Consider the following 17,200-nt stretch of genomic DNA (forward strand, 5'->3'; position numbering starts at 1 on the left):
CTGCTCCATGAGCGGCTGGTTTCCGACCAGCCTGAGGATGCGGTAAATTCGGCGAAGAGCGGCCCCTACCGCTATTTGGCGCGAAAGGCAAGCGGCGGGTTGGGAGTGAGGAGGGCTGTCATTTCCCTCCCGCTTGCGGGAGGGGTTAGCCCTCCGCCGTGATTACAGCCCCTCCCCCGATCCCTCCCGCAAGCGGGAGGGGAGCAAGGTCAATAACAACCCAAAATCACCTTCAGGCGGGTGGGTCCGCAATCATGGCGGTGCATTGCGCTTCGGCCATCAATTTGCCGCCAACCATCGCCTTGCCCTCGAATTTGCAGATGCTTCCACGCACTTGCGTAAACGACACATGGAAGTCGATCAGGCAGCCGGGCTCCACCGGCGCGCGGAACTTGGCTCCGTCGATGCCCATGAAATAGACGAGCTTGCCCGATCCCGAAAGGCCCAGCGATTCGACGGCCAAAATGCCCGCGGCCTGAGCAATGGCTTCGACCAGGAGCACGCCCGGCATGATCGGCCTTCCAGGGAAATGGCCCTGGAAGAACGGCTCATTAATCGACACTGCCTTGACCGCATGGATGGATTTGTTGAGTTCCATCGTCTCCACACGGTCGATAAGCAGCATCGGATAGCGATGCGGCAACGCCGCCATCACGGCGCGCACGTCGAGCGGGCCCTTTATGCCCCCTGTTTCTGCCCCCTCAGACATGGCGTTTACCTGCTGGGTGCGGCTGCAGGCTGCTGCTTCTGCTGGCCGGGCTGCCAGCCTGCGGGCGGCACGATCTGGGCGCTTGGAACCAGAGTGTTCAACTCGGCGGTCACGGCCTCAGTGATGTCCACCGCGGGCTGATAGGAGACGGTCGCGCCCGGCTGAAGCACCAGATCCACCTTGCGCTTGGTCATCGCGGACTTCAGCGCATCGCTGATCTTCGCGGAAATCTGTTCCTCGACATAGGCCTGAGCAAGTGCGATCGGACGGCCAAGCTTCGTCAGTTCTTCCTGTATCTCACCGCGGCGCTTCTGGAACGCTTCGATCTGGGGGCGCAAAGCCGTCTCGTTCGCGCCCGGAGCCTTCTGGGCGGTCTGAATTGCGGTGGCTTTGGTCTGCAATTCATTGTCGAGCGTCGTCTTGCGCGCATTGAACGCGTCGATCTGCGACTTGTAAGTGGTCTGCATCGCGGTCATGGCGTTGGAGAAGGCGGTGGACTTGACCATTGCCTGTTCCAGATCGGCAACGCCAACACCGAGCTTGGTCTGCGCGGCGGCGGGTGCGGCCATCACCGCAAAACCGGCGATCGGCGCAAAAGCAAGCGCCGCAGCCTTAAGCATCATCTTCATCAGAATTGTGTCCCTACATTGAATGTGAACAATTTGGTGTCGTCCCCCGGCTCTTTTAGCAGAGCCTTGGCTATATCGATCCTGAATGGACCGAAAGGCGAGTTCCAGTTGACGCCGAAGCCCACCGAAACACGAGGTTTCATTGTGTCGCCGAGATATTCCTCGGTGAACGGATTCTGGACCAGAACCGCATCGGCCGGGCAGGTCGCAAAACCCGTCGGGGTGACGCGAGCGCCGGTAGCGCTGTTCCGGCATATGCCAGGCGATGGGTTTGGATCGATGAACGGATTCTTCAAGCCAAATACCGCACCAGCATCGACAAATATGGATGGCCGCAATCCCATTTCCTTCGCGCCGGAACCCAAGGGAATTTCCAGTTCTGCGCGCGCAAGATAATAAGCGCGGCCACCCAGCGCATCGTCGGTCTTTTGACCGGAAACTGTGCCGTCAGCATTGAGAAAGCGCCGGACCACCCTTGGTCCCACGCCGCGAATATCAAAGCCCCGGATCTGCGGTTCACCGAGGAAAAAGCGGTCGGTGAGGCGGACCTTGTCGATTTCGAAGCCCGTCTCGTCGAACCTCTTGCCTTCCAAGGAGTGAATATAACCGCCCTCCGCGCTCAGCGAGAAGACAAAGCCGCCCCCGACGCTCCAGAACTTATCGGCATCAAAGCGGCTGCGAATATATTTAACGCTGCCGCCCAACCCCGCGAAATCCTGGGAGAAGGTGAGGCTATGACCCTTGGTCGGACGGACACGATTGTCGCGCGTATCGAAGATAAGCGAATATCCGATCGACGACGTGGTCCGTTTACCAATCGCGTCGCAAAGATAGCGCCCTGACAGAAGCGGGTCGCATTCGAGGTCGCCGTCGCCATCGATGTCCGAATAGAACTGATCCCTATCCAGGGTCACGTCATCAAAGCTCAAACCATAACGCAACGCCAGTGACATATATTCCGTGAGCGGCACGCCCGCGCGAATCTGGAAACCAGTGGTCGTCTGCTCGTAGGTGGTGTTGCGGTCGTTATTGTTGAGATAGTTGAAGCTGTTGAGATCGCGCCGGAAAATGTCGCCGCCGAGCGCAATATTGCGGTCGAACAGATAGGGCTCGGTAAAGCCAAGCTCGACCGACTTGGAATAGTTGGAGTAATTGACGCTCGCGCGCAGTTCCTGGCCCTTGCCCCGGAAATTGCGCTGCCGGATGGACGCAGAGACGATGAATTTCTCAAGGCTGGAGAAACCCGCCGAGAGCTGCAGTTCGCCAGTCGATTTTTCCTCGACATTGGTTTCGAGTACGATGCGGTCGGGCGCCGAGCCCGGCTTCTGCTCGATCTCCAGCTTTTCCTGGAAATAGCCCAATGACTTGATGCGGTCGGCCGAGCGCTTCACCTGGAAGCTGTTGAAGGCGTCGCCTTCATGCAGGCGGAATTCGCGGCGGATGACCTTGTCCTGCGTCAGCGTGTTGCCGTTGATGTCGATCCGTTCGACATAGACGCGCGGCGCGTCGTTCACCCGGAAGGTGAGCGACATGGTGAGATCGTCCTTGCTGCGGTTGAACTCCGGGTTCACCTCGGCAAAGGCATAGCCGAAGAGGCCAGCCGTCTCGGTCATGGAGTTGACCGTGTCCTCCACCTGCTTGGCGTTGTACCAGTCGCCCTTTTTCATGGGCACCAGCTTCTCAAGCGTCGCGGGCTGCAGGTCGCGGATCTCGCTTTCGACCTTCACATCGCCGAATTTGTAGCGATCACCTTCCTCAACCACATAGGTGATGATGAAGTCGCGCTTGTTGGGGGTGAGCTCGGCGACCGCTGAAATCACGCGAAAATCGGCATAGCCTTCAGTCAGATAGAATTGCCGCAACTTCTGCTGGTCATAGGCCAGGCGATCCGGGTCATAGCTGGTGCCGGAACTGAAGATGCGGAAGAAGCGTGCCTGCTTCGTCGCCATTTCGCTGCGCAGCTCGCCATCGGAGAATTTCTCATTGCCGATGATGTTGATCTGCCGGACCTTCGACTTGGGGCCTTCGGTAATCTCGAAAATGATATCGACACGATTCTGGTCGAGCTGAACCATCTTCGGCTCGACAGTGGCCGCAAAACGCCCCTGGCGGCGGTAAAGCTCGATGATCCGGGCAACGTCGGCCCGCACCTTGGACCGGGTGAAGATCTGACGCGGAGCAAGCTTGATCTCCGGCATGATCTTGTCTTCCTTCAGGCGCTTGTTGCCCTCCAGAACAATACGGTTAATGACCGGATTTTCCTTGATCTCGATGACGAGATTGCCCGCATCGTCACGGATCTGAACGTCAGCGAACAGCTCTGTTGCGAACAGGTCCTTGAGCGCCGCGTCCAATGCTTCCCTGGTATAGGGCTGCCCGACGCGCAGCTTGGTGTAGGACAAGACTGTATCGGGCTCCAGCCGCTGGGCTCCCGTTACCGAAATGGACTTTATGGTACCGGCCTGCACCGGTGCGGGAGCAGCGGCAGGCGGCTGAGCGGCCGGTGACGAAGCAGGCGGCGGTGCTTGCTGGGCAAGTACCGGTCCCGAAATCCCGGCCAGCATGGTTCCGGTCAAAAGGGCAAGTGTCAGACGCTGATTGAAGTTGCTGTTTTTTGTCGCTGTCACGCGTTTTCCACCTTCAAATACAAAAAAGGCCGGTCCTTAACCGAAATGCCCGGAGCCTCCCTGCCCCATGCATCTCAGCCAATCAAGCCGGACAAGCCTTTCCAGACGCCGAAAGACGATAAATCGTTGAACGTAACGAAGAGCATGACCGTCAGCAGCAATGCAAGTCCCGAGCGAAATGCCCATTCCTGCACGACCGGACTGACGGGTTTGCGTTGAATTGCCTCAATCCCGTAGAAAAGCAGATGACCGCCATCGAGCATGGGGATTGGCAACAGGTTAATGAATGCGAGGTTAATCGAAATGAGGGCCATGAAGAAGATGAAGTCTTCAAAACCCCGGCCCGCCTGCTCCCCGGAAATCTGCGCAATTTTAAGCGGTCCGCCAAGTTCCTCCATGGAACGCCGGCCACTGATGATCTGGCCGATGGTGCTCACCATCATCCGCACAATGGAGCCCGTGCGTTCGACCGCGATAGCAGGCGCCTCAAGCGCCGACACCTCGCGCAGTTCCGATTCCGGGCTTTGTATACCGATCAGGCCGATACGATATTCATTCCCGAAACGGTCGACTTCCTTGCGGACGCCGATGCGCACGGGCATCAGCTCGACGTCTCCCTTCCGCTCAACGGCGAGATGCACGACTTCGCCGGGACGATAGAAAACCGCCTGCGCCACCTGATCGAACCGCTCGACGCGCTTGCCGTCGATTGCAATTATCCTGTCGCCCGCCTGTATTCCGGCCTTTTGCGCCGCCGACCCCTCCATCACCGTGCTGGCGACGGGCGGCGTGACATTCTGCCCATAGACCATGGCAAAGCCGGCAAGGATGATGATGGCGAACAGGAAATTGATCGCCGGACCAGCCGCAACGATCAGGGCGCGCTGCCAGAGCGGCTTGGCCGGGAAGCATTGAGCCCGTTCGTCGGGCGGCAGTTCGATCCAGCGCGCATCGGGCTGGCTCGACCCATCCGCATCGCCCTTGAACTTGACATAGCCGCCAATGGGAAGCGCGGCGAGACGCCAGCGCGTGCCCTGCTTGTCCACCCAATGCGCAAGTTCCTTGCCGACGCCGATCGAAAACGTTTCAGCCTTCACACCAAAGAGACGGCCGACCAGATAATGGCCCATCTCATGCACGAAGACGAGCGGCCCGATTACCGCGACGAACGCGACAATAGTCAGCAGAATGCCGGGACTTTCGGTCAATTGAGCACTTTCTCCAAAATCATGGCCGCCATCCGGCGTGCTTCATGATCGATCATGAAAATATCCTCTACCCCCTTTGGTCGGGCCGGACTGTAACGCCCTAGGGTTTCCGCGACAATCGTGGCGATTTCAAGGAAGCCGATTTTTTCCTGAAGGAAGGCTTCCACCGCCACCTCATTGGCCGCATTCAGGATCGCCGGGCAGGCGCCATCCGCCTCCGCCGCATCCCTGGCAAGCCGGATCGCCGGGAAGCGCTCCTCGTCCGGCGCTTCAAAGTCCAGCCGCCCTATCGACACAAGATCAAGCGGCGCGCAAGGCGTGCCGATCCGCTCCGGCCAGGCCAGCGCATGGGCAATGGGAATACGCATATCGGGGCTTCCGAGTTGCGCAAGCGTGGAATGATCGCGGAACTCGACGAGCGAATGAATGACCGATTGGGGATGGACCAATATGCTGAGGCGGTCGAGGCCGACAGGAAAGAGATGATGAGCCTCAATCAGTTCCAGACCCTTGTTCATCATGGTGGCGCTATCGATGCTGATCTTCGCTCCCATCGACCAATTGGGATGACGTACCGCCTGCGCAGGGGTGACAGACCTCATCTCCTCCCGCGTGAAGGTTCGGAACGGCCCTCCGCTGGCAGTGAGCGTGATGCGGCGCACCTCCTCGATCCGGCCTCCGGAAAGGCACTGGAAAATGGCATTATGCTCACTGTCGACCGGCAGCAATATCGCGCCTGACGCTTTGGCGGCGTCCATCATCAATACGCCCGCCGATACCAGCGACTCCTTGTTCGCCAAGGCGACGGTCCGCCCTTGCTGAAGGGCGGCCAGGGTGGGGCGAAGGCCAGCGCAACCGACAATGGCTGCCATGGTCCAGTCCGCCTCCAGCCGTGCCGCTTCAACCAGGGCCTGTTCGCCCGCTGCCGCCTCGATGCCGGAGCCGCTGAGCGCGTCCTTCAGCGCCGTATAGCGGCTTTCATCAGCAATGACGGCAAGCCGTGCCCCATGTGCTCGCGCTGCGCTGGCCAGAGCTTCAGCGTCTCGATTGGCGGTGAGCGCTACAATCTCGTAGCTCTCGGGATTACGGCCAATAAGGTCCAGTGTGGATTGTCCCACCGACCCGGTCGCGCCGAAAATGGAGATGCGCCGCTTCTTCATGTCACCAGCCACTTGCCACCAGCAACGCCGCAATGGGTGCGGCGGTCACGACGCCGTCCAGCCGGTCGAGCACGCCCCCATGGCCCGGCAAAAGATTGCCGCTGTCTTTGACGCCCGCCCGGCGCTTCAGCCAACTTTCAAACAAGTCGCCCAGTTGCGCCGCCACCGCGAGCAGCCCGCTTGCCGCCGCCAGACGGATCGGCAAACCCAGCGCGCCGTGAAGGACAAAACCGAAAAGCAGCGCTGCTACCACGCCACCGCCCAGGCCGGACCATGTCTTGCTTGGGCTGATCGTTGGGGCAAGTTTCGGCCCCCCGAGACTCCGGCCAGCGAAAAAGGCGCCGATGTCGGTCGCCCAGACAAGCCCCAGGGTCCAGAAGGCCAGCAGCAGGCCATGCTCATGCCCGCGTAGATAAAGCAGCGCCAGGACGGGCAGGCCGACATAATATATCCCTGCGCCGAGGCGTGCCGAGCGGCAAACCAGCGCCACGAACAGGAAAGCCGCGGCCATCAGCGCCAGGGAGAGGTAGGAGGGCCCAGCCGCAAAGGGCGACAATATGGCGAGCGGCACCGACACCGCGAATAGCGACAAGCGGCGGTCGTTGGCGGATGCCTTGGCAAGGTCAGCCCACTCCGCCTGCATCAGCACTCCCGCCACCGCAGCCAGCAGCCAGAACAGCGGACCTCCGGCGATGAGCGCCGCCAGCGCTATCGCAATCAAGGCGACGCCGATCATCGTCCGCGTCTGCAGCTCCTTGCCAGGCCTTGGTCCCGGCTCAGCCATGCTCACTTCCGGTCATAGGCCACCGTAACGCCGTTCGCGCCGTCCGAACTCCTCGAGCGCCCGGGCAAGCGTATCGCCATTGAAATCCGGCCACAGCGTATCGGTAAAATAAAGTTCGGAATAGGCCGCTTGCCAGAGCATGAAGTTTGAAAGCCGCTGCTCGCCCGATGTTCTGATCAGCAAATCCAGGGGCGGGAGGCCCACCGTATCAAGTTCGGCTGCAACAGCATCCGGGCCGATGGCATCAGGCGTGATTTCGCCCGCTGCCGCCTTGCGCGCAATGGTCTGGGCTGCGCGCGCCAGTTCATCCTGGGAGCCATAGTTCAGCGCGACCGCCACGGTTGTGGGTCCAAAATCCGCCGTGCGCGCTATGGCATCGTCGATCATCGCCACCAGCGACGGATCGAGCGCCCGGTAATTGCCGATCACCTTGAGCCGGACCCTATTCGCCTCGAACTCTGCCAAATCCGCTAGAATGAAGCGGCGGAGCAATCCCATGAGGTCGCTCACCTCGCTTTCGGGACGCTTCCAGTTTTCGGAGGAAAAGGCATAAAGCGTCAGCGCCTCAAGCCCCATTTCCTGAGCGGCGCGGGCCGTGCGGCGAACCGCTTCCACTCCCGCCTTGTGGCCCGCAAAACGGGGCAGCATGCGCTTCTTCGCCCAGCGGCCGTTGCCATCCATGATGATGGCCACATGACGCGCACCATAGGTCGGCGCGCTGAAAGAGCGATGATCGGTCACTGGAAAGAAGCGGACTTAATGGCCAAGGATTTCTTTTTCCTTGGCATGGGCCGCAGCGTCGATATCGGCAATAGTGCTGTCGGTCAGCTTCTGGACTTCATTTTCCAGCCGCTTGCGCTCATCCTCGCTGATTTCGCCCTTCTTCTCATCCGTCTTCAGGCAATCCATGCCATCGCGGCGGACATTGCGGGCTGCAACGCGCGCTTTTTCGGCATATTGGCCAGCGAGCTTCGCCAGCTCCTTGCGCCGTTCCTCGGTAAGATCCGGTATCGGCAGACGGAGGTTCTGTCCATCGACGATGGGATTAAGACCAAGTCCCGCCGAGCGGATCGCCTTGTCTACCGGTCCGACATTGCTCTTGTCCCACACCTGGACCGAAAGCATGCGCGGTTCAGGAGCGGAGATGGTCGCAATCTGATTGAGCGGCATCATCGCGCCATAGACTTCGACATGAACCGGCTCCAGCAGCGCCGTATTGGCGCGGCCGGTGCGCAGGCCCGCAAGATCATGCTTCAATGATTCCACGGCGCCATGCATGCGGCGTTCCAGATCGGCCTTGTCATATTGGGCCATTGTTCAGCTCTCCTCATTTCGCACGATCGTCGCCGTGCCATCACCGCTTAGAACCTTGGCGAGATTGCCCGGTTCGCGGATGTTGAACACGACGATGGGAATATCATTTTCGCGGCACAGGGCAACGGCGCTGGCATCCATTACCTGAAGGTTGTCCGTAAGCACGCGATTGAAGCTGAGGCTTTCATAGCGAGAAGCCGTAGGAACCTTCTTTGGATCGGCATCATAGACGCCATCGACGCTGGTCCCTTTGAACAGCGCATCGCAGCCCATTTCGGCGGCGCGAAGGGCCGCGGCGGTGTCGGTCGTGAAGAAGGGATTGCCCGTACCCGCCGCGAAGATGACAATGCGCCCCTTCTCCATGTGCCGCACTGCCCTGCGGCGGATATAGGGCTCGCAGACCGACGACATGGGGATGGCGGATTGAACGCGCGTTTCATAGCCCATGCGTTCGAGCGCGTTCTGCACGGCAAGCGCGTTCATCACCGTGGCCAGCATGCCCATATAGTCGGCGCTGGTTCGGTCGAAGCCTTTGGCCGCCGCTGCAAGGCCCCGAAAGATATTGCCGCCGCCGACCACTAGGCAAAGCTCATGCCCCGCTTCCTTGGCAGCGCCGATTTCCCCGGCCACTCGTTCCACTGTCTCGGGGTCAATGCCGAATTGGCCCGAGCCCATCAGGACTTCGCCTGAAAGTTTCAGGAGGATGCGATTGAAGCGCGGGCGAGTCATGCGGGAAATGGTCCGTTGCCGATAAGGGAATGGCGCGCACCTTAGTCAGTACGCGCCATAGTGCCAAGCGTTGTTGTCGGTCGAAATGCGATGTCCGGAAAATCTTTCCTACCCAGGCCGAGGATTGTTGCAGCACTCCCATTTTCCGTCATCCCCGCGAAAGCGGGAACCCATTTCACGGCAAACTCTGACGTCAAACCCAAGAGGATAGTTGGGCCCGCTTTCGCGGGAATGACGAGAATTGGGAGGACAAGCGAATAATGCAATGATCCCCGGCAAGGGGAGGAAGTGAATTAGGCCGCTCCGACTGCCGCCGCAACTTCCGCGGCAAAGTCCGTAGCTTCCTTCTCAATGCCCTCGCCGAGTTGGAAGCGGACATAGCCGGTGAGCGCGATGGCCGCGCCAGCATCCTTGGCAGCCTTTGCCACGACGTCCGCTACTGGCGTCTTGTTGTCGATCACGAAGAGCTGGCTCAGGAGCGCATTTTCCTTCGCATATTTGGCGACGGCACCGTCTACCATCTTGGCGATGATCTCGGCGGGCTTGCCCGATTCAGCAGCCTTTTCCGTCGCGATCGCCCGTTCACGCTCGATGAGAGCGGGGTCGATGTCGTCTGCCTTCAGCGCAAGCGGGAAAGCTGCCGCGATGTGCATCGCGATCTGCTTGCCGAGCGGCTGGAGGACGTCAGCGGGCGCTTCGGATTCGAGCGCGACCAGAACGCCGATCTTGCCTAGGCCTGGAGCCGCGGCATTGTGGACATAGTCCACCACCAGTCCCTTGCCGACCGAGAGCTGCGCCACGCGGCGGACCGACTGATTCTCGCCGATGGTCGCGATGCTGTTGGTAAGCACGTCCTGCACAGTACCGCCGCTGGGGTGCGCCTGAGCGAGCAACGTCGCAGCGTCGGCAGCGCCGGTATCAAGCGCAATGGCGGTAACGCCCCGGACGAAATCCTGGAACTGATCGTTCTTTGCAACGAAGTCGGTTTCGCTGTTGACCTCCACGGCGGCGCCCTTCACGCCAGCGACGGCCACGCCCACCAGACCTTCGGCAGCGGTACGGCTCGACTTTTTCTGCGCGGCGGCGAGACCCTTGGTACGCAGCCAGTCGACCGCAGCCTCGATATCGCCATTGGTTTCAGCAAGCGCCTTCTTGCAGTCCATCATGCCGGCGCCGGAGCGCTCACGCAGTTCCTTCACAGTGGCGGCGGTAATCTCGGCCATTGTCTGTTCCTTCGTCTTCAGATCGTTTCAAATGCAGGGAGGACGCCCATTGCAGAGCGCCCTACCCGTCAAGCATTGCAGTTTCGCGAAGCGCTCAGGCTTCAGCAGCAAGCGCTTCTTCAGCCAGCGGCTCTGCCAGAGCGCCAAGATCAACGCCCGCAGCCTGGGCAGCGCCCTGCCCGCCCTTGGTGGCAGCGGCAGCAATGGCATCGCAATAGAGGCGGATGGCGCGGCTCGCGTCGTCATTGGCCGGAACCGGGAAGGCGATGCCGCTCGGATCGACATTGGAGTCAAGGATCGCGACGACAGGGATGCCCAGCGTGTTGGCTTCCTTGATCGCCAGTTCTTCCTTGTTGGCGTCGATGACGAACATCACATCGGGGATGCCGCCCATGTCGCGGATGCCGCCCAGCGACAGCTCCAGCTTGTCGCGCTCACGGGTGAGCTGCAGCACTTCCTTCTTGGTCAGACCATGGGTGTCGCCCGAAAGCTGCTCTTCCAGCGCCTTGAAGCGCTTGATCGACTGGGAGATCGTCTTCCAGTTGGTGAGCATGCCGCCCAGCCAGCGATGATTCACGAAGTGCTGGCCCGACTTGCGCGCGGCCTCAGCAATCGGCTCCTGCGCCTGCCGCTTGGTGCCGACGAACAGGACCTTGCCGCCATGCGCCACCGACTGCGACACGAAGTCGAGCGCACGGGCGAAGAGGGGAACCGTCTGCGACAGGTCGAGAATGTGGATGCCGTTCCGCTCGCCGAAGATGTACGGCTTCATGCGGGGGTTCCAGCGGTGCGTCTGGTGGCCGAAATGCGCGCCGGCCTCGATCAATTGCTGCATGGTGACGACAGGTGCCGCCATAATCTTATCTCCTTCCGGTTTGACCTCTGGGAACCTGTGACCGCGCTCACGCCCGGCACCGGTATGTGCGATTCCCATGTGGAATAGGCGGGCCCCTTAACCCTCCCGAAGAGGAAAGGCAAGGGTTGACAGAGGAGGGAATTTGGAACAAATAGTGAACATATAGGATTCAGCGCAACACAACTCGCCGCTCCAGCGGAGGCAGGAACACTGGCGCGGCTCCATTAAGGGCAAGAAAGGAAACTTGTATGTTTCAGCTATTTGCTTCGTTGCTTTTCGCAGGCGCAGGCGCCACCGCAATTCTGATCATGGCAGTCACGGTCGCGGCATATAAGGACAAGATGATTGCCGCACTCAGGATGCAGCCGCTCAGCCGTCAGCCCGCACCCTGGCGGACGCCGCCCCGGCGTCCTGCGCGGTCAGGTTCTACGCGCGTGATACGGCAGCTCCGCCCTACCCGCGCTGCCGCCTGACCTTGGCGTAACTGGCAATGCCAAAGGGGATCAGCACGAGATAGATGAGCGCGACCCCAAGCAGGGTAGGCCATGGCGCCGTAATAAGTGCGGCACTCAACAGTCCGGCAAAGGCGATCGCCTCCAGCCTGATGTTCTTCCGCAACCGCAATGAGCTCCAGCTATAGGTCGCAACATTGGAAATCATCAGAAAGGCGATCACTGCCACCCAGGGAGCGACGACATAGGAGGCCCTGAAAATGTCAAGGCCGGTCGCCAGCCATAGGTAGAAGGGCACGAAAGCAAGGCCCGCTCCAGCAGGCGCAGGCACTCCGGTCAGGAAGCCCGCGGATTTATGCGGCTGATCATCAGCGTCGATATTGGCGTTGAAGCGCGCCAGCCGCAGCGCGCAGCATACGGCGTGGGCCAGCGCAATGATCCAGCCGAATTTCGGCATATATTGAAGCGACCAGAGATAGATGACCAGTGCTGGCGCCACGCCGAAGGCTATCACGTCCGAAAGCGAGTCCAACTCGGCCCCAAAGCGGCTTTCGCCCTTCAGCAAGCGAGCAATGCGGCCATCCAGCCCGTCCAGCACGCCGGCAAAGATGATTGCCGCAACTGCCTTTTCCCACTCGCCCCTGATCCCGAACATGATGCCGGTAAGACCGAAACAAAGAGCCATCGCCGTCACCGCATTTGGTGCAACCTGACGCAGGCTGATCCCCCGCCTGACGGCCGGCCCTTCCGGAGCGGTCACTGCGACACTCCCAAGGTGGGATTGGCATCGCCCAGCTTTGCCAGCACCGTTTCCCCTGCGATGGTTCGCTGGCCCAATGTCACGCGGGGCGCGGTCCCCTTTGGCAGATAGACGTCCACACGGCTGCCGAAGCGGATCAGGCCGATGCGCTGGCCATGCGCCACGACATCGCCGGATTTCACAAAAGGCACGATCCGCCGCGCGACCAGACCCGCAATCTGGGTAAAGCCGATTCGCACGCCGTCCGGCCGCTCGACCAGAATATGCTGCCGCTCATTATCTTCGCTTGCCTTGTCGAGATCGGCGTTCAGGAACTTGCCGGCGATGTAAATGACCGCCTTGATCGTCCCTCCGATCGGCGCCCGGTTGATGTGGACGTCAAACACGCTCATGAAGATCGAAACGCGCGTCATCTCATCCTGGCCAAGTCCATCCGGACCGAGCAACTCGCGGGGCGGCGGCACATTCTGGATCAAGGTGATCAGCCCATCAGCGGGCGCCACCACAAGGCTGTCGTCCACCGGCGTCACCCGGATGGGGTCCCGAAAGAAGGCCAGCACCCATATCGTCAGCACGATCATCGGCCAGGTAAGCCAAGGGACGAATAACCAGGCAAGCACGGCAATGCCTGCCGCAATGGCTCCGAACTTGCGCCCTTCGGGGTGGACCGAAGGGAAACGCCATTTGACGGTGGTCGTGCCGGGAACGGCGTAGGAATTTTCCGATATCATGGCCGCTCTTTAGGCTGTAGCCGCCCTAGATACAACGCCTTGGCATATCGGAGCGGAGGCGAGATGAGGATTTTCCTCTCGCTACCAGGTCAAGCGTCAAACGATAATGCAAATCATTACTCTCACAAACATGGAAACTTTCCCCTTCGCAGTTGATCATTGCGCCTGCTTTGCCTAGAGGCCTTCGCAAACCCTACCCTAGGCACGAAAGCGACAAAACGAATGGCGAAAATCAAGGTCAAGAATCCGGTAGTCGAAATCGACGGCGACGAGATGACGCGCATCATCTGGCAATGGATCCGCGAGCGCCTCATTCAGCCTTATCTTGACATTGACCTCCATTATTATGACCTCGCCGTCGAGGAGCGCGATCGCACCGACGATAAGATCACCGTGGATGCCGCCAACGCCATCAAGAAATATGGCGTAGGCGTAAAATGCGCCACTATCACTCCGGACGAAGCGCGCGTCGAGGAGTTCAGCCTCAAGAAGATGTGGAAGTCGCCCAACGGCACCATCCGCAACATCCTGGGCGGCGTGGTTTTCCGGGAACCTATCGTGATCCGCAATGTGCCCCGTCTCGTGCCCGGCTGGACCGACCCCATCGTGATTGGCCGCCATGCCTTCGGCGACCAGTACCGCGCGACCGATTTCCTGGTCCCGGGTGCCGGCAAGTTGCGTCTCGTCTTTGAGGGTGAGGATGGCAAGACGATCGACGAAGAGGTGTTCCAGTTCCCCTCTTCGGGCGTTGCGATGGCCATGTATAATCTCGACGAATCGATCCGCGACTTCGCCCGTGCATCGATGAACTACGCGCTCGACCGGAAATGGCCGCTTTATCTGTCCACCAAGAACACGATCATGAAGGCCTATGACGGCCGCTTCAAGGACCTGTTCGAGGAGGTCTTCACCGAGGAGTTCAAGGCCCGGTTCGACGCGCTCGGCATTGAATATCAGCACCGCCTGATCGACGACATGGTCGCTTCCGCGCTGAAGTGGAGCGGCAAGTTCGTATGGGCCTGCAAAAATTACGACGGCGACGTTCAGTCCGACACCGTTGCTCAGGGCTTCGGCTCGCTGGGCCTCATGACGTCCGTGCTGATGACTCCCGATGGCAAGACCGTCGAAGCCGAAGCCGCGCACGGCACTGTCACTCGTCACTATCGCATGCACCAGCAGGGCAAGCAGACCTCGACGAATCCGATCGCTTCGATCTTCGCCTGGACCGGTGGCCTCAAATATCGCGGCAAGTTCGACGAAACGCCGCTGGTGACCAAGTTCGCCGAAACGCTTGAAAAGGTCTGCGTCAAGACGGTCGAAGATGGCCACATGACAAAGGATCTGGCGATCCTGATCGGCCCGGATCAGCCGTGGATGACGACGGAGCAGTTCTTCGAACAAATCCGGGTGAATCTCGAAGCCGAGATGGCGAACTGGGCCTGATCTGATGATTGCCGCGCGGCAAAAGGCACGTGTCGCCACGGTTCAGTTCGAAGCACGAACCGTGGCAAGCTTCGCCGATTTTGCCGCGCGGGTCGAATATTTCACAAAGCTGGCCTCCGAATATGAGGCCGACTTTGTGGTCTTTCCCGAATTTTTCACTCTTGCATTGCTAAGTTGCCAGCCGCCCTCCCTTGACGTGGAGGTGGACATCGACCGCCTCACCAAGCTGACGCCTGATCTGGCGGCGCTGTTCAGGCGGCTTGCGAGCGATCAAAATATCAACATCATCGCGGGCACGCATATCAGCCGCGACGGGAACGGCATCCCCCGCAATATCTGCCATATTGCCCTTCGCGACGGCTCACTGCACATTCGGCAGAAGGTTCACGCCACACCCAATGAGGCCGCTTTCTGGGGAATCGAGGGCGGCGGCAGTGCTGATGCAATCGAAACAGACTGCGGGGCCGTCGGCGTCCTTATCTGCTATGACTCCGAATTCCCGGAACTGTCGCGCCACCTTGTCGACCAGGGGGCGAAACTGCTGTTCGTGCCCTTCTGCACCGACAGCCAGCCCGGCTATTTGCGCGTGCGCTATTGCAGCCAGGCTCGCGCCATCGAAAATCAGTGCCATGTGGTGCTGTCGGGCAATTGCGGCAATCTGCAGGGGGTCGCCAACATGGATCTGCAATATGGCGTCAGCGCCATCTTCACCCCCTGCGATTTCCCTTTCCCACGTGACGGCATAGCGGGAGAGGCGACGCCGAACGTCGAAGGAATGACAATCGCCGATCTCAGCCTTTCCGACCTGGACTGGGCACGGGAAAAGGGCAGCGTCCGCAATCTTGCGGACCGGCGGCCCGATCTCTACGCCTCATGGAGATAGTGATTTCTTTGGGGTTTCCAGACCGAACCCCCATGGCGGCGGCTTTTGATTCAGCTTATTAAGCCGGAATGAATCATCCAATTGGCCGCCGCTCATGAAGCCAGTCATCTTCGGCCTTGCCGGTCTTTCCCTGACGGAAGACGAGCGCGCCCTGTTCAGGGATGCCGAACCCGCGGGCTACATCATCTTCAAAAGGAATGCCGAAAGCCAGGATCAGTTACGGGCGCTCACTGACGAGTTGAGGGCGCTCCATGGCCGGGACGACCTTCCCATCATGATCGACCAGGAGGGCGGCCGCGTGGCCCGCATGCAGCCGCCGGCATGGCCGGCCTTTCCGCCGCAAGCGGCCTTTGACCGGCTTTATGACATTGCTCCGGCGAGCGCGATCGAAGCTGCCCGGTGCAATGCCCAGGCGATTGCTGCAACACTGCGGGACGCGGGCATCAATGTGGACGCGCTTCCGCTGCTGGATGTGCGTCAGGCCGGAGCCAATGATATCATAGGGGACCGGGCGCTCGGGAGCGAACCGCTTCGGGTCGCGGCGCTTGGCAGGGCCGTGCTCGACGGACTTCGCCGCGGCGGCGTCTGCGGTATTGTGAAACATATGCCGGGGCATGGCCGTGCCCTGGTGGACAGTCATCTGGACCTGCCCGTCGTGGATGCTGATGAGGGAGCGCTGGAGACCGATCTGGCGCCTTTTCGCGCGCTCAACACCGCACCCATGGGAATGACCGCCCATATCGTCTATACCGCCTGGGACAAAGACCTGCCCTGCAGCCTTTCGCCTGCCATCATCGGTGGGATCATCCGGGGACGCATCGGCTTCGACGGCCTGCTGATGTCCGACGATCTCGACATGAAGGCATTGAAGGGTGACGTTCCAGCCCTAGCCGCGAGCGTGGTAGCAGCAGGATGCGACCTCGCCCTCAATTGCTGGGGCCGCACGGAGGAGATGCGCGGTATCGCCGACGCCCTTGATGAGATACGCCCGGAATCGCGGGCCCGCCTTGACCGCGCCATGGTCAGCATTGCCGCCCCCCCGGATGACCGGCCCTATGAGGAACTCGCCGCCAAACGCGACGAGTTGTTGGCGCTGGCATGAATGATGTGGCGGCCGACTGGGCGGATCTGGTCGATCGCCCTTCCCTGCCCGCCGGATCACCCGATGTCCTGACGGTGGAGCTGGATGGCTGGGAAGGACCGCTTGACCTGCTGCTGGCCCTTGCCCGGACCCAGAAGGTGGACCTGCGGGAGCTTTCCATCCTCGCTCTGGTTGAGCAATATCTGAGCTTCATCGAAAATGCCCGCGAGCTGAAGCTCGAAATTGCGGCCGACTATCTCGTTATGGCCGCCTGGCTTGCCTATCTCAAATCCGGCCTGCTGCTGCCAAAGGATCCGGCCGTCGATCCATCGCCGGAGGAATTGGCGCTGCGGCTGCACCTCCGGCTGCAGCGGCTCAATGCCATGCGCGAAGCTGGCGCCCGCCTGATGGCCTGCGACCGGATTGGCAGGGACGTTTTCGTCCGCCCTGCGCCCGAGGGCCTTCGCACCGTCAGGAAAGGCGCCTGGGATGCGTCGATCTACGACCTTATCGCAGCCTATGGGCAGATGAAGGCGCGGATGCAACCGGCCATGCATGTGGTCGCCCGCCGCGCAGTGATGACCCTGGACGAAGCGATAGAGCGCGTCGGC

Annotated in this window: 18 protein-coding genes; 5 read left to right on the forward strand and 13 right to left on the reverse strand. The window is 60.6% G+C overall.

Translation table 11 applies throughout. From position 1 onward, the window contains the following. Window positions 1-232: 232 nt before the first annotated feature. The 11 genes from fabZ to rpsB all read right to left on the reverse strand — a co-directional run bounded on the left by fabZ (window position 233) and on the right by rpsB (window position 11,239). A complete protein-coding gene (fabZ, locus tag VJS46_RS06910) occupies window positions 233-709 on the reverse strand; it encodes a 3-hydroxyacyl-ACP dehydratase FabZ (protein WP_324058922.1) in 477 nt (158 codons plus the stop codon). A gap of 5 nt (window positions 710-714) precedes the next feature. Then, window positions 715-1,338 (reverse strand): OmpH family outer membrane protein, encoded by a 624-nt coding sequence (locus VJS46_RS06915; RefSeq protein WP_324058924.1) that lies wholly within the window; start codon window positions 1,336-1,338, stop codon window positions 715-717. Then, a complete protein-coding gene (gene bamA / locus VJS46_RS06920) occupies window positions 1,338-3,902 on the reverse strand; it encodes an outer membrane protein assembly factor BamA (protein WP_324058955.1) in 2,565 nt (854 codons plus the stop codon). The genes VJS46_RS06915 and bamA overlap by 1 nt, the downstream gene beginning before the upstream one ends. A 137-nt stretch (window positions 3,903-4,039) precedes the next feature. Continuing rightward, on the reverse strand, window positions 4,040-5,173 hold the full coding sequence (rseP, locus tag VJS46_RS06925; RefSeq protein WP_324058926.1) for an RIP metalloprotease RseP: 1,134 nt from the start codon (window positions 5,171-5,173) through the stop codon (window positions 4,040-4,042). Further along, the gene (locus VJS46_RS06930; protein WP_324058956.1) at window positions 5,170-6,333 is read right to left on the reverse strand and encodes a 1-deoxy-D-xylulose-5-phosphate reductoisomerase; all 1,164 of its coding nucleotides are present in this window, start codon (window positions 6,331-6,333) and stop codon (window positions 5,170-5,172) included. The genes rseP and VJS46_RS06930 overlap by 4 nt, the downstream gene beginning before the upstream one ends. A gap of 1 nt (window position 6,334) precedes the next feature. Next, window positions 6,335-7,117 (reverse strand): phosphatidate cytidylyltransferase, encoded by a 783-nt coding sequence (locus VJS46_RS06935; protein ID WP_324058928.1) that lies wholly within the window; start codon window positions 7,115-7,117, stop codon window positions 6,335-6,337. Between the two features lie 12 nt (window positions 7,118-7,129). Beyond that, window positions 7,130-7,858 (reverse strand): isoprenyl transferase, encoded by a 729-nt coding sequence (locus VJS46_RS06940; RefSeq protein WP_324058930.1) that lies wholly within the window; start codon window positions 7,856-7,858, stop codon window positions 7,130-7,132. Between the two features lie 15 nt (window positions 7,859-7,873). Then, complete coding sequence (frr, locus tag VJS46_RS06945) at window positions 7,874-8,431, reverse strand: ribosome recycling factor (RefSeq protein WP_324058932.1); 558 nt, start codon at window positions 8,429-8,431, stop codon at window positions 7,874-7,876. A 3-nt stretch (window positions 8,432-8,434) separates the two neighbouring features. Further along, entirely contained in the window at window positions 8,435-9,160 is a 726-nt protein-coding gene (pyrH, locus tag VJS46_RS06950) for a UMP kinase (RefSeq protein WP_324058934.1), read from the reverse strand. A 293-nt stretch (window positions 9,161-9,453) separates the two neighbouring features. Then, a complete protein-coding gene (tsf, locus tag VJS46_RS06955) occupies window positions 9,454-10,383 on the reverse strand; it encodes a translation elongation factor Ts (RefSeq protein ID WP_324058936.1) in 930 nt (309 codons plus the stop codon). Between the two features lie 94 nt (window positions 10,384-10,477). After that, window positions 10,478-11,239 (reverse strand): 30S ribosomal protein S2, encoded by a 762-nt coding sequence (rpsB, locus tag VJS46_RS06960; RefSeq protein WP_324058938.1) that lies wholly within the window; start codon window positions 11,237-11,239, stop codon window positions 10,478-10,480. Window positions 11,240-11,487: 248 nt separating this feature from the next. Between rpsB and VJS46_RS06965 the strand changes: the two genes are divergently transcribed. Beyond that, window positions 11,488-11,712 carry a hypothetical protein gene (locus VJS46_RS06965; protein WP_324058941.1) on the forward strand — a complete coding sequence of 75 codons (225 nt, stop codon included), beginning with the start codon at window positions 11,488-11,490 and terminating at the stop codon, window positions 11,710-11,712. Here the strand turns inward: VJS46_RS06965 and VJS46_RS06970 are convergent. Beyond that, entirely contained in the window at window positions 11,693-12,451 is a 759-nt protein-coding gene (locus VJS46_RS06970) for a phosphatidylcholine/phosphatidylserine synthase (protein WP_324058943.1), read from the reverse strand. The two genes, VJS46_RS06965 and VJS46_RS06970, sit on opposite strands and share 20 nt — an antisense overlap. Further along, the gene (locus tag VJS46_RS06975; protein ID WP_324058945.1) at window positions 12,448-13,182 is read right to left on the reverse strand and encodes a phosphatidylserine decarboxylase; all 735 of its coding nucleotides are present in this window, start codon (window positions 13,180-13,182) and stop codon (window positions 12,448-12,450) included. The genes VJS46_RS06970 and VJS46_RS06975 overlap by 4 nt, the downstream gene beginning before the upstream one ends. A 222-nt stretch (window positions 13,183-13,404) precedes the next feature. Between VJS46_RS06975 and VJS46_RS06980 the strand changes: the two genes are divergently transcribed. From VJS46_RS06980 to VJS46_RS06995, 4 genes are all read left to right on the forward strand, one after another. Beyond that, window positions 13,405-14,625 (forward strand): NADP-dependent isocitrate dehydrogenase, encoded by a 1,221-nt coding sequence (locus VJS46_RS06980; protein WP_324058947.1) that lies wholly within the window; start codon window positions 13,405-13,407, stop codon window positions 14,623-14,625. A 4-nt stretch (window positions 14,626-14,629) separates the two neighbouring features. Beyond that, a complete protein-coding gene (locus VJS46_RS06985; protein ID WP_324058949.1) occupies window positions 14,630-15,508 on the forward strand; it encodes a carbon-nitrogen hydrolase family protein in 879 nt (292 codons plus the stop codon). A gap of 94 nt (window positions 15,509-15,602) precedes the next feature. After that, the gene (nagZ, locus tag VJS46_RS06990; RefSeq protein WP_324058951.1) at window positions 15,603-16,610 is read left to right on the forward strand and encodes a beta-N-acetylhexosaminidase; all 1,008 of its coding nucleotides are present in this window, start codon (window positions 15,603-15,605) and stop codon (window positions 16,608-16,610) included. Beyond that, window positions 16,607-17,200 (forward strand): ScpA family protein (locus VJS46_RS06995; protein WP_324058953.1); only part of this gene is annotated, 594 nt, incomplete at its 3' end. The genes nagZ and VJS46_RS06995, both read left to right, overlap by 4 nt.

The organism is Rhizorhapis sp. (assembly GCF_035276005.1).
Taxonomy (GTDB): Bacteria; Pseudomonadota; Alphaproteobacteria; order Sphingomonadales; family Sphingomonadaceae; genus Rhizorhapis.